A 12,993-nucleotide genomic window follows, 5' to 3' on the forward strand; every position below is an offset into this window, starting at 1 on the left:
TTATGAAAACAGCAGTTTTTTGGGGGGCTTCAATTGCATTGCTGACGAGCACTGCGATGGCAGACCAAAACAACGTTTTGGCCGTCAGTAAGGACGTTCCAATGGCTGTCAACTCGGTCAGTGCCGGGGAGTCAGTAGTGGGGGCGCCTGCATCTGGAACCGTCACACGTGCGGGTAAAGACACGATGACCATCCGGTTGATCAACTCGTGTTTTCCAACGAATCTGCGTGCGGTGACAAACCCTCTGGCGAAAAGTTCTTTGATCACAGCAGATATTAATCTGTTAATTGGGACCAAGACCTATAATCTCGGCGCCGAGTATCCGGCAGTTGTTGTAACCAAAGAGGGTTCCGGGACTGTTGGAAATGGTCAAATCGCCAATATCAAATCCTCGAAAGTGAAAATGGTCCCTGCGGGCGGAACCGCCGCGATTTTCGGGAATGTTGTTGAGTTTAAAACCAAGATTCCAACCGATGTCTCTGTGGATGACTCAGGTAATATCACGGTTAGCAAAGCAACAGTGGCACTGGGGGCTATGAAGTTTGAACAAGAGGTTTTGGACTGTAATACCGGTCCCGTATTTGGTGATTATGGCTGGTCAGCGCAAATGCCGACCTATGGTTGCGGTAACTTCATGGGTAAGGACGGGGACGTGACTGCCACGATTGGTGGATTCAACGTTTCTCCAGACAGATCCATTGCCGAGATCTTTATCAGCTTCCCGGGTGAAACCGGATTCTGCGGTGGTTACTGGTCGCCACTGATGGTGTTCTTTGATGACAAATTGCCGGAGTTTGAAAATGTCAGTGATTTTCCTCTGAATCCAGGTGGAAAAGTCTACTGGCCAAACGCCGATCATCCAGGGTTTTTCCTGGCGATGGATCGTGATAAGAACGGTCGCATCGATCAAAAGAATGAACTCTTTGGCGACAACAGCATCGACATCAATGGTTTTGAAGCACTCAGAAAGCTCGACTCCAACAAAGATGGAATGATTGATGCCAAAGACAAGGACTTCCGGCGTCTGGTTCTTTGGAAGGACAAAAACGGCGATGGTGTTTCGCAAAAGTCCGAAATGTCCAAGGCCAGTTTGAAGCTGACCAAGATTTCCTTGAAGTATGAAAAGAACTTTGAGAGTCGTGGCAAAAACGCGGAAATTCGCGAGCGTTCCAAGTTCTGGTACACCGATGCCAAAGGTAAAACCAAAACCGGGAAAATTTACGATATTTGGTTTGCCCCGTACATCCAAACCAATCTCGCAGACACGAAATAGTTATTTCGCGATTATCAAATCCTGAATAGACTTTTCTATAGCCTGTGCTTTCTTCGCATCAAACCCGCGAACGAAAGTCACAGGCTTCATATTTCTATCAAAGATAAAAACGGTGGGGATGGCGGCGACGCCAAAAGTCTCCAGCATTTTTCTGCCGGGATCCGCAAATACCGGGAATGGATAGGGAGTCTTTTTTAAATAAGCATCCCGGTCTGCCACCGAGTCATCTTCATTCACCGCCAGAATAACCAGTCCCTTGGATTTGTACTTTTTATGAAGCTCCATATAGTGGGGCAAAGCCTCTTTGCAGGGCTCACACCAGGTCGCCCAAAAATCCACAACCACGACTTTTCCTTTAAGCTCAGCAAATTTGATTTTGTGCTGATTCAGGGATTCCCCGGGTAAAGAGTTCCATTGCACTGTGATTTTGTTTTCCACTTCGCTCGCAGCGGAGACGAATGGCAGAGTAAGAACAATCAGAATAAAAAGAGCACGTAACATAAAACTATTCCACGGAGTTCAGATGTTTAAGCAAGACGTCGCGGCCGCGCATTTTGGCTTTTAAAATGGATAAGAATATAAAAACACCACCGGTCTTGCGATCCAGGAAAATGATTTCGCGGGGCGGGGCGCGCAGTGAAAACTGCCGGGCAATTTGAAAGACCTTCTTGGACAGACGCTGCGGGAGATCCGTGTTTTTCCAGTCATAATTTCCCTGGGCATCAATCACTCCCAAGGTGTTGCGCGGATCTGTGTGCTCAATGAACGGCTCAACAGTTTCATAGCAGAACGACTCAAACACAGCTTTTAATTCCGGGCTGTCAGTCGCGCGAACAAAGCCAAGCTCCAGGGCGGCATCCATGAATACTTTTTGCTGATTGAATAATGAACCCTTCACCATGCGGCGATAGGGGCCCAGGAAAGAGTCATCGTAGGTGCGGGTTGCACCGAAATCCAACAGAATCAACTGATCATGCCCCTGAGGGTCAATGCGAATGCGGTAGTTTCCGCTGTGGGGATCAGTCTGAACCACGCCCCATTCAAAAATTTCTTTGAAATATAGATCCAGAAAATTCAAGGCCAGGCGATTGCGACGTTCCTGGGCCAGACTTTGAATGACCGGATCGTCTGCCCGCAAGCCACGTTCAAAGGAGGTCGCAAGAATCTTGGGACCTGAAAACTCCCGACACACTTTTGGTACGACAAAGCGACGATCACCGTCTAAACGCCGGTGGTAATCCTCGGTGGCATCCGCTTCCTGCAGATAATCAGTCTCCTGAATCAACATCTCCCGGATTTCTGCAAAGAGCGAGTCTGTGTTAAAGTCCTTGGGAATCAGCTTCAGAGTTGAGAGCATGGTTTTCAGAGCACGCAAGTCACTGTCGATGGCCTTATCCACGTTGGGATACTGAATTTTCAAAACAATCAACTCGCCCGTGGCTTTGATGCGAGCGCGATGCACCTGACCCATGGAAGCTGAAGCCAGGGCTTCCTTTTCAATCTCCAGTAAGTCCAGCTTTTCCTGAGGTAAAAGTTCTTTCAGGCGTTTATCAATGGCCGTCCAATTAAGGGAGGGAGAGTCAGACTGCAGGGATTTTAAAAACTCGTTGGCCTCGGGTGGAAGAAAGTGCTCACCATACATGGAAAGCATTTGTCCTGCTTTCATAAGGCTGCCTTTGAGTTGCCCTAGTTCCACACTGATATTAGATGCCTGAGTTTCCAGAAGCTTTTTCCAATTGGCGTCTTTGAACTCTTTGGATTTCAAAACAGTCGTGACACCGTGGCTGGCGACGGAGGCTCCCGTCTGCAGAGTGATTTTCGCAATGGACAGCCCTCGGGAAAAAACCGATGACTTGATCTTTTTCAGACCCGCTTCGGGCTTTGCCTGTTGCGCACTGCTATTTTGTTTTTTGGCAGACTTTTTCTCATCCATGCTTCAAAATTTTACCTAAATCTTGTTCAATGTTAAACCCAAAATGTCCCACGCACTGCATGAGTGTGTCAGTGGGCAAAAGGAAATCATGGTACTATTTTGGTTTAGACGAGATCTGCGATTGAATGACAATGCGGGTCTATTTCATGCGTTGAAGGAATCCACCGAGGTTCAGCCCTTATTCATTTTTGATACGGATATTCTGGATAAATTGGACGATAAGCAGGACGCCCGGGTGACGTTTATTTACGACACCGTGAGTGCGCTTAAAGCCACCTTGCAAAAAAAGAAGTCTGATCTGTGGGTTCGCCACGGCAATGCCCTGGAAGTATTTAAAGAGTTGCTGATGCAACATAACGTGGCGGCGATCTACACGAACCACGACTACGAGCCCGCAGCCCGCAAACGTGACGCCGCGATCGCCAAACTTGCAAAGTCCTTAAAGATCGAATTTAAATCCTACAAAGATCAAACTCTTTTCGAAAAGGACGAGATCCTCACGGGTCAAGGGAAGCCATACACTGTTTATACTCCTTATAAGAGTAATGTCTTGAAATCTCTGACGCCGTTTTATCTGAAGTCCTATCCCAATGATCTTTACGAAAGTGCTTTCGCCAAAACCAAGCCCGAAAAAATGCCGACTTTGAAATCCCTGGGTTTTGAGCGTTCCCCATTGGAGTTTCCTCCGATTGAGCTCTCCAGCAAGATGTTAAAAAACTACGCCAAGGATCGTGATCTGCCGGCCGTGGAAGGGGGCACTTCGCACTTGGGTTTGCACCTGCGTTTTGGGACCGTCAGTGTCAGGGAGCTTGCGCGTGAGGGAATGAAATACTCTCCGGTGTGGTTAAGTGAACTTATCTGGCGGGATTTTTTCATGCAGATACTGTGGCACTTTCCGGAAGTTGAAAAACGCAGTTTCCGCCCTGAATACGATAAAATTGCCTGGCGAAAATCGAAAGCCGATTTCACACGCTGGTGTGAAGGGCGCACAGGGTATCCGATGGTCGATGCGGGAATGAGGGAGCTTAATCAAACAGGCTTTATGCACAACCGCGTGCGCATGGTGGTTGCAAGTTTCCTGTGTAAGCATCTGTTGATCCACTGGTTTCACGGCGAAAGATATTTCGCGAAAAAACTTTTGGATTATGACCTGGCCGCGAACAATGGCAACTGGCAGTGGGCCGCGGGGTCTGGTTGTGATGCCGCACCTTACTTTAGAATATTCAATCCCGAGACCCAGGCCGATAAGTTTGATCCGGAGTTAAAGTATATCAAAAAATGGGTGCCTGAATACGGCACAGACGCTTATCCTGAACCTATGATTGACCACAATGAAGCGCGTGGACGATGTTTGCAGGCCTTCACCAAGGCTTTAAAAAAGTAAAGGACGATCGATATGAAGGTACTCATCACTGGAGCCACAGGACTGATCGGAAAAGAACTTGGTAAAAAACTTGCCTCTGACGGACATGAGATCACGGTGATCAGTCGCAGTCTTAGCAAGGCCCGTGAGGTGTTGCCGTTTCCCTGTGAAGTGGTGGTCGGTGATCTGGTCCAGGGACCTTTGCATGATAAAAAACTTGAAAACATCGAAGCGGTTATCAATTTGGTGGGCGAGCCTGTCATTGGCATGCGCTGGACCGAGGAGAAAAAGAAAAATATTTTTCAATCCCGGGTGAATGCCACAGAGAATCTTATAAAATCCTTGCCTGGTGACCTGAGGGTTTTTGTTCATGGCTCTGCAATTGGCATCTATGGTCATTGTGGTGAAACTATTTTGCGCGAAGATCATCAGGCGGGGATGGATTTTCTTGCCGAGGTCTCCAAAGAATGGGAGCGGGCCGCAAGTCATGCCCCAGGCCGTAAAGTTTTTATTCGCACCAGTATAGTCCTTGCTCCGCATGGGGGCGCCCTCAATGAAATGCTGTTCCCGTTCAGAGCCGGTGTGGGAGGAGTTCTTGGGGATGGTAAACACTGGATGAGTTGGATTCATATCGACGATATCGTGGGTCTTTTTGCGGAAGCGCTTAAGAACAATGACTATGTCGGACCGATCAACGGGTGCTCGCCCCATCCGGTGACGAATCGCGAATTTTCAGAAGTCTTTGCGAGCTCTTTGGATAAAAGACTCGGGCCCGCGGTGCCGCCGATTGCTTTGAAGGCTTTGTTTGGAGAGGCATCGGAAGTCGTGCTGAGCTCCCTTCGCGGTTCAGCAGAAAAGGCGATGTCCTTAGGATATGAGTTTCAATATCCAATTTTGCGAAACGCTTTGGAGAATGTTTGTTCAGCCTACAAAGAAGGCGAGGAAGTGTTTTACGCGGAGCAATTTGTACCTCAGCCGCCAGAGGAGATTTTTCCGTTTTTTAGAGATCCCCACAATCTGGAAGTCATCACGCCACCGAGTTTGAATTTTAATATTCAAAGCGTTTCGACAGCCGAGATCGAGCAGGGGACGTTGATAAACTATAAGCTAAAAATTCGCGGCATCCCGGCAAGCTGGGTCACCGAGATCGATGAGTGGAAGCCACCGTTTCATTTTGTTGATAGCCAAAAGAAAGGCCCCTATCAGCTGTGGCATCACACCCATGAATTCAAACCGTTCCTGGGTGGGACTTTGATGGTTGACCGGGTTCGCTATAAATTACCGCTGGGGTATTTGGGATGGCTGACGGCCAGTAAGATGGTCCGCAAGGATGTGGAGGAGATCTTTAAATTCCGTCGCAGTTACATCGCACGGATGGATACTCCCCGCAAGCCTTAGACAGTTGCTTCCAGTGGGATGAACTTAAACTGAGTAACATCCACCAAGCCCTTGTCCGTCAGTTTTAAAGTTGGAATCACCGGAAGTGCCAGAAAAGCCATTTGGATAAATGGCTCTTCTAAAACCACACCTTGGCGTTTAAAGGCGACCTTTAATTTTTCAATTCCCTTTTTGATTTCATCAGCACTTTTCAAGCTCAATAGACCTGCAATAGGCAGTTCAACAGAGGCCTGCACAGAGCCTTTGTCGGCAACGACGAAACCTCCGCCCATGCGAATGATTTCGTTAACCGCAACGCACATATCAGCCACATTGGTGCCGATCACCATGATGTTGTGGGAATCATGGGCGACCGAGCTTGCCAGAGCCCCTGATTTTAAACCCGTGCCGCGCACAAAACCCAAACCCGCTGGCATATTTTGTCCGTAGCGCTCAATATTGGCCATGAACAATACGTCATCCTGATCAAAGGAAATTCCGTCAAAGGAACATTTCAAATGCTTGGTGATAATTTCGTTCTGAACGATTTCAATGACGTTATAAACGCCCTTGGTGTCTGGAAAAGGCAGATCACTCTCTTTAATGGGAGTGCGTTTGATGGTGTTTTCCATAGGGGGTTGTGATTTTAGAAGTTTCTCTGAAACTTTCTCAGAAAGCTTCAACTCAGAAACCAATTCACCCGCAATCATCACGTCCTTGATGGATACCTGATTTAGATCTTTTAGTAAAACCAGATCCGCGCGCTTCCCTGGAGCCACCAGCCCCAGACGTTTTAAGCCAAAGTGTTTTGCAGCAGAATAGGTCGCCAAACGGTAAGCCACATGCACGGGAACTTTATGGGTGTTAATAAGCTCTTTGATAATAAAATTAATATGACCTTCATGGGCAATCTCAAACGGATTGCGATCGTCTGTACAAAGAAGGCATTGCGGGGAGGAGAATTCACTCACCAAGGGAGCCAGGGTTTTCAAGTTTTTTGCCACACTGCCTTCGCGAATGATCAGTCCCATTCCTTTTTGCAGCTTCTCGCGGCCTTCTTCCAAGGTCACCGTTTCGTGGCAGTTTTGAATTCCCGCAAGCAAATAGGCATTCAGCGCTTTGCCCTGCAGTAGCGGGGCGTGACCATCCAGATTTAAGTCAGAAAATTCCTCGACCTTATCCAGTACGCTATTGTCAGCGTTGATAACACCCGGGAAATTCATCATTTCGGCCAGTCCCAGAACTGCGGGATGGTCTTTAAGTTTTTTCATCTCATCCAAGGTAAAATCCGACCCCGTCGTCTCAAAGCCTGGCAAGGCTGGAACACAGGAGGACATTTGCACGAAAAGATTTTGCTTGGTTAATTCCGCGCATCTTAGGAACCACTCAAATCCACGTGCACCCAGAACATTGGTGATTTCATGGGGGTCGCAAATCGCCGTCGTTGTTCCCAGAGGCAAAGTCGCTGCTTCAAATTCAAAAGGGGACATCATCGAGGACTCAATGTGCAAATGACCGTCAATGAATCCCGGTGTGATAAAAGCACCTTCGCCATCAAGCACCCGGTGCGCCGGTGTGTCGGCATATTCCATCCCCACGCCCACGATGTATTCACCACCGATGGCAATGACCGAAGGATAAATTTCACCAGTGATGACATTAAGAATTTGAATGTTCTTAATAAGAATATCGACTTTTTCATCACCACGAGCCTGAGCCAGGCGAGTGGGAAGTTCGGTGCGGTGAATGCCTTGAGTTTTTTTGTTCTGCAAAGACATGATGCTACTCCTGGTTTTTTGAAATCATAAGGGTGTCGCGGGTTTTAAGTAGTTGTGCGACGATACTAAAGGAGATCTCGGCGGGATTGTTGCCGCCAAAGTGGTCTCCCATCGGGCAGTGAAAATCCCTGATCAAACTCTCAGGGATTCCAGCTGTTTTCAGATCACTATCCAGACGTTTGCGCTTCTGCTCGCTGCCGATATTGCCGACATAGCTAAAGCGGGAACGGGCTTTCATGGTTTCAATCAAGACCGGTAAATCCGTGCCGTGACCCATGGTCATCAACGTGACATAGGTGCCGTCTGGAAGTTTTGCGACTTCGTCGGCAAGTTTTTCAGTAAGAACAGTTTTTAATTTTGGCGTCTTGGGTAAACGGCTGAGCCATTCATCGCGTTGATCAAAACATGTAACCTTGCAATCTAAAAACATCAACAGTCGTACAAATTCCTGAGCAATGTGGCCTGCGCCAAATACGGCGATGTGAAAGGGATTTTGCGCCTTGTGCAGTTCAAAAAAGAAACTCACCACGCCACCACAGGTCATGCCAATATCTTTTTGTAGATTCCAATCCACAAAGTGATTCTTGTGGTCCTCTTGAATCATGCGCTGGGCTTCTTTGATAGCTGCATTTTCCACTTTGCCGCCGCCCACGGTTCCAAACTCAAGCCCCTCTGCGCTGACCAGGGCTTTTGCCCCCACGTCCTGCGGAGATGAGCCGATTTGTTTCACCAGGGTTACGGCCACAAAATTTTTGCCGGAATCCTGAAGGCGTTTAAAGGCACTCAGAAAGTTTTCAAAATTAGGTCCGGTCATAACGGCTCAGCTCCATGAGTACCACCTCGGGAGTGGCTGGTGATACGATCTGAGGAATTTTACCCTGAGCTTTGTAGCGAAGTGCATCCTTGATGGCGGTCCACGCACTGATGCCCAACAAGAACGGCGGCTCGCCCACGGCTTTGGAGCCGTGAATGTTTGCCGTGTTGCCGTTGTTTTCAATGAAATCCACATTGAAAACACGAGGGGTGTCCTGAACGTTGGGAATTTTGTAAGTGGTCGGTGAGTGACTTAGAAGTTTTCCGTCTTTATTGTGGTAAAGCTTTTCAGAAGTCACCCAGCCCATACCCTGAACATAAGCGCCGGTCACCTGACCGCGGTCGATCCCTGGATTCAAAGGTCTTCCCAGGTCCATCAGGATGTCGGTACGAAGAATTTTGTATTCACCCGTATAGGTGTCGATTTCCACTTCTGTCGCGGCCACACCATTGGTGAAGTACTTAAACGGCGTGCCCTTGCCTGTGGTTTTGCTATATCCCAATCCCTCAGTTTTAAAGTGCGCGTACTCCCCAAGACTTAAGCGGTTAAAATAGGCTTTCAAAATCAAATCCACCCAGGTCACTTCAGTCTTGGTCGGAAGGTGAGTGATTTTGGAATTATTAAAATCAAACTCTTCAAAATTCAATTTTGACTCATCAAAGGCCGGGCATTCGTTCACATCATCCATGGGCGCTTTGGCCAGGGTTTGCTGAAACACCCAAGCCAGGCGCTTGCGAATTCCCATGGCTGCTTTATGTGCAGCCGCGCCGTTAATATCTGCACCACTGGAGGCTGCCGTCGGTGATGTGTTGTGGTTTTTCTCTGTAGAGGTCGCCATTACGCGCACCTGTTCGGCAGGAATGCCAAAACAGTGAGCGACAATTTGCTGAATCTTGGTATTTACACCTTGACCCATTTCCGTCGCACCTGTGGAAACCTGGACAGTTCCATCTTTGTGCACGTTCACGGAAGCGTTGCCTTGATTTAAAAAGCGCGCCGTAAAGGCGATACCAAATTTAGTGGCGGTGACAGAAAGTCCGCGCACCTTGCCGTGGGAGTTTTTATTGAACTCCTCAATTTCACTTCGGCGCTTTTGGTAATCACTGTCTTTGCGCAGGCGTGCAAACAGCTCAGGCAAAGGAGCATTTTCCAGTCGTTGACCGTAGTGAGTGGTGTTGCGTGAGTCCTCTTGATAGCAATTGCGCTCACGAATCAACAGAGAATCGATTTTCAGGTAAGCGGCCATTTCTTCAATGATGCTTTCAATGGTCATGGTCCCTTGCGGGCCCCCAAAGCCACGGAATGCGGTATTTGAATACATGTTCGTGCGCACCACGTGTCCTTCAATGAAGGCGTTCGGTAAATAGTAGGCGCCATCAATGTGAAAAAGGGCGCGATCCAAAATAGAGCTGGAAAGATCGGCGTAAGCCCCGCCATCCGCATAGAGGTGGCACTTAAGTCCCAGGATCATGCCATTGTCATCAAAGGCCACGTCCCAGAAGTTTTTAAACGGATGACGTTTGCCGGTCATCGCCATGTCGTCATCTTTGGAAAGTATCAATCTTGCGGGACGATTTAGTTTTAGTGCAACCAAGGCCGCCAGCGCCGCAAATGGTGCAGCCTGGCTCTCTTTACCGCCAAAGCCGCCACCCATGCGTTTTACCACACACACCACTTGATGTAGTGAAAGCCCCAGGGCTTCTGCAACAAGATGTTGGGTCTCGGTGGGATGTTGGGAGCTTGAATGAACTTCAATCTGTCCATCTTCCAACGGGTAAGCCACGCAGGCCTGGGATTCCAGATAGAAATGCTCCTGGCCGCCGCACTCAAAGGCGCCACTTAAGCGGTGAGGGGCTGCGGCCATGGCCTGATCCACATCACCACATTTCATCGGACCGCCATGGTACATGAACTGGTTTTTTTCAATCGCCGCATCAATGCTTAAAACGGCTTCAGCTTTTTCAATTTCAAACGTAATCAGATTTCTTGCCTGCAAAAGTAAATCGTAATCAGTACCGACCAAAATCATCGCCGGCTCTTCGTAATAACCGATTTTACTTTCAACTAAAATAGGCTGTTCAACAACGATGGTGCCCCAAACATTGTGATGCAGATCTTTTGCGGTAAAGGCCGCTAAAACGCCAGGCGCCTTAAGGGCTTTTTCATAGTTGATGGATTTTAAAATACCAGCCGCCGCGGGGACACCGACAGGCAGGACCAGGACTTCGCCTTGCATATGTGGGCGGTCGTCGATAAAGACGCTGGTGCCACTCACATGACCTGTGGAGGAATCGTGGGGGATGTTTTTCCCTATGGACATACGGCCTCCATCTTGGAATTCATTTCGGTGTCCATTTCGTGGAAGCATTTCTTAAATAAATTCTCGGTGACCAGATGGCGGTATTCCGAACTTGCGCGCAGATCTGACAAGGGTTTGATCAGGCTGGATGCCAAAGATCCGGCCGCAGTAAAAGTCTTTTCGCTAAAAGAATGTCCTGTAAGCAGGCTTTCAACCTGTGGCATGCGCACGACCGTAGGACCCACGCCGCCCATGCTGATGCGAGCTTCTGTAATTGTGCCGCCATCAAGTTTTAAAACTGCTGCAAAGGTCACGGCAGAAATGTCCAAATCCTTGCGAAGCGAAACTTTGAAATAACGATGCACATAGTTTCCAACGAGTGCTGGAACAAAAAGCCCGGTGGCGATTTCGTCCTCGGCCTTATCGAATACTTTATATGCTTTGTAGTACTCACTCAGTTTTACAGAGCGGGCACCACGCACGGATTGAAACTGAATTTCTGCATCCAGAGTCATCAATGGGGGAATGCTGTCGCCAATCGGGGAGCCGTTGAGAATATTACCCAGCAAGGTTCCCTGATTCTTAATTTGGGGCGAAGCAAAAATATGCAGCAGGCGTTTTAGTTCCGGATGATCTGACTTCACGAAATTTTCCACGTCCGTCAAGGTCGCCATGGCGCCAATCAAAATTCCAGACGCAGAACCACTGACGTTTTGTGTGCCCGGGATTTTATTCAAGACCATGATTTCCTGAAGAGACGTTTTTGCCTTGTTAATCAAAACACCCAGATCAGTGGCTCCGGCAACCAGGCGCACCGCGGGATTCACGGATTTGATGCGCAGAGCTTCCGTCAAAACGGTGGGCATGGAGAGTTTTTTATTTTCGCTCTGGATTTCCACTCCCTCAGAAAGGTGGGATTTGAATTTAGAAGTAAGATCAGTGGTCAGGTAACGTTCAGAAAGGAGTTGCCACTTGTTCAAATCCAAATGCGTTGCTGCCTTTAGAATCGGTTCATATCCGGTGCAGCGGCAAAGATTTCCCGTCAGGTAGTTGCGCGCTTTTTTCTCGGTGATGGCGCTGCCTGAGGTTTTGCAGTCCTCTGCGAGTTGCGCCATGGAACACACCATACCCGGTGTGCAGAATCCACACTGGCCCCCATGAAAGTCGCGCATCTTGTTTTGAACTTCACTCAGTTCCTCGGCATCTTTCATACCTTCGACCGTGACGATACAGGACAGATCAAAAAGATAAACGGGAGCAATGCAGGAATTGATTGTGCGTAGAGGAGTCCATCCATCAGCGCGCAGAGTGGAGGTCACAACGGAGCAGGCTCCGCAGTCGCCTTCTGCGCAAACGACCTTGGTGCCTGGCTTATGGAGGGTGTTGCGTAAGAACTGCGCCAAGGGTTGAAAAGCCTCGTCACCAGAGATCTGAATATTCTCACCATTCACGTTCACTATAAGATGATTTCTTTTTGTGATTTGAGTCATCCTATAGGCGTCTCATGAAAACTGTGACCTAGCAAGTAGTCAGAGGTCTAAAATAAAAAAAAGACTCTCGCAAGAGAGCCTTTTTCAGAGAATTTTAACATTTTGCAAGACTGAGGACAGAACTAGTGGCGAACGATATCCGTTGCAGTTTCTTTAGCGATGTCATTCAGGCAGTCTGCGAAGAATTTGCAGACCATGAACAAGTGAACTTGTTCATCAGCTTCCAAAGAAGGTTCTAGGTCTGGGGACATGAAAAGCTCTTCAATGATGTAGTTGATAAGCTCAGGTTGACCTTCAGTTTTTGCGCGCTCCTGAATTTGTACGATCATTTCGTCGTTCATTTGCAGGAAGGATTCCATTTCTGGTTCCGCTTTTTCAAAGCGAGCCACAACTTCATCTTCAGTGATCGCGCGCATTTTTCCGTATTTTTCTTCATAGGCGCGATTCAGAATCAATGCCATCATGAAGCCCAGGTCTTGAGCGCCTTCGCTCATGTCTTCGATGAACTCCATGAAAAAGCCACCCAAATCCGGCTGCACATCAAACAGGTGCTCAGACGCTTTTTCAAGATCAGCTTCTGTCTCCATACCGCAGATCACGTCGATAGAATCTTGTACAACTTCAAATGGGATTTTTTCCATGCTATTCCTCTTAACAGTGTTTAC

Annotated in this window: 10 protein-coding genes; 3 read left to right on the forward strand and 7 right to left on the reverse strand. The window is 48.2% G+C overall.

The window, feature by feature from the left end; all coding sequences use genetic code 11:
- The first annotated feature begins 2 nt into the window (after positions 1 to 2).
- On the forward strand, positions 3 to 1,274 hold the full coding sequence (locus tag ACLVWR_RS14400; protein WP_413581321.1) for an EF-hand domain-containing protein: 1,272 nt from the start codon (positions 3 to 5) through the stop codon (positions 1,272 to 1,274).
- Here ACLVWR_RS14400 and ACLVWR_RS14405 read toward each other — a convergent pair whose 3' ends face one another.
- Positions 1,275 to 1,775, reverse strand: a complete 501-nt coding sequence (locus tag ACLVWR_RS14405) for a TlpA disulfide reductase family protein (protein WP_413581322.1) — start codon at positions 1,773 to 1,775, stop codon at positions 1,275 to 1,277.
- Between the two features lie 4 nt (positions 1,776 to 1,779).
- On the reverse strand, positions 1,780 to 3,207 hold the full coding sequence (locus tag ACLVWR_RS14410) for an ABC1 kinase family protein (protein WP_413581323.1): 1,428 nt from the start codon (positions 3,205 to 3,207) through the stop codon (positions 1,780 to 1,782).
- A gap of 88 nt (positions 3,208 to 3,295) precedes the next feature.
- Here ACLVWR_RS14410 and ACLVWR_RS14415 point away from each other — a divergent pair, with 88 nt between their 5' ends.
- Together ACLVWR_RS14415 and ACLVWR_RS14420 are read left to right on the forward strand one after the other, a co-directional pair.
- Positions 3,296 to 4,591 (forward strand): cryptochrome/photolyase family protein, encoded by a 1,296-nt coding sequence (locus ACLVWR_RS14415; protein WP_413581324.1) that lies wholly within the window; start codon positions 3,296 to 3,298, stop codon positions 4,589 to 4,591.
- Between the two features lie 12 nt (positions 4,592 to 4,603).
- On the forward strand, positions 4,604 to 5,968 hold the full coding sequence (locus tag ACLVWR_RS14420) for a TIGR01777 family oxidoreductase (protein ID WP_413581325.1): 1,365 nt from the start codon (positions 4,604 to 4,606) through the stop codon (positions 5,966 to 5,968).
- On the opposite strand, the gene adeD is transcribed toward ACLVWR_RS14420, so the two are convergent.
- The 5 genes from adeD to ACLVWR_RS14445 all read right to left on the reverse strand — a co-directional run bounded on the left by adeD (position 5,965) and on the right by ACLVWR_RS14445 (position 12,969).
- On the reverse strand, positions 5,965 to 7,725 hold the full coding sequence (gene adeD, locus ACLVWR_RS14425; protein ID WP_413581326.1) for an adenine deaminase: 1,761 nt from the start codon (positions 7,723 to 7,725) through the stop codon (positions 5,965 to 5,967). The genes ACLVWR_RS14420 and adeD overlap by 4 nt on opposite strands.
- 4 nt (positions 7,726 to 7,729) lie before the next feature.
- Complete coding sequence (xdhC, locus tag ACLVWR_RS14430; RefSeq protein WP_413581327.1) at positions 7,730 to 8,539, reverse strand: xanthine dehydrogenase accessory protein XdhC; 810 nt, start codon at positions 8,537 to 8,539, stop codon at positions 7,730 to 7,732.
- The gene (locus ACLVWR_RS14435) at positions 8,526 to 10,859 is read right to left on the reverse strand and encodes a xanthine dehydrogenase molybdopterin binding subunit (protein WP_413581328.1); all 2,334 of its coding nucleotides are present in this window, start codon (positions 10,857 to 10,859) and stop codon (positions 8,526 to 8,528) included. Before ACLVWR_RS14435 ends, xdhC begins: the two co-directional genes overlap by 14 nt.
- Positions 10,850 to 12,328: a xanthine dehydrogenase small subunit gene (locus ACLVWR_RS14440; protein ID WP_413581329.1), complete on the reverse strand. Its 1,479-nt coding sequence runs from the start codon at positions 12,326 to 12,328 to the stop codon at positions 10,850 to 10,852. The genes ACLVWR_RS14435 and ACLVWR_RS14440 overlap by 10 nt, the downstream gene beginning before the upstream one ends.
- 122 nt (positions 12,329 to 12,450) lie before the next feature.
- Complete coding sequence (locus ACLVWR_RS14445; protein ID WP_413581330.1) at positions 12,451 to 12,969, reverse strand: hypothetical protein; 519 nt, start codon at positions 12,967 to 12,969, stop codon at positions 12,451 to 12,453.
- Between the last annotated feature and the right edge of the window lie 24 nt (positions 12,970 to 12,993).

Origin of the sequence: Bdellovibrio sp. HCB288 (genome assembly GCF_047305935.1) — a bacterium.
GTDB lineage: Bacteria > Bdellovibrionota > Bdellovibrionia > Bdellovibrionales > Bdellovibrionaceae > Bdellovibrio.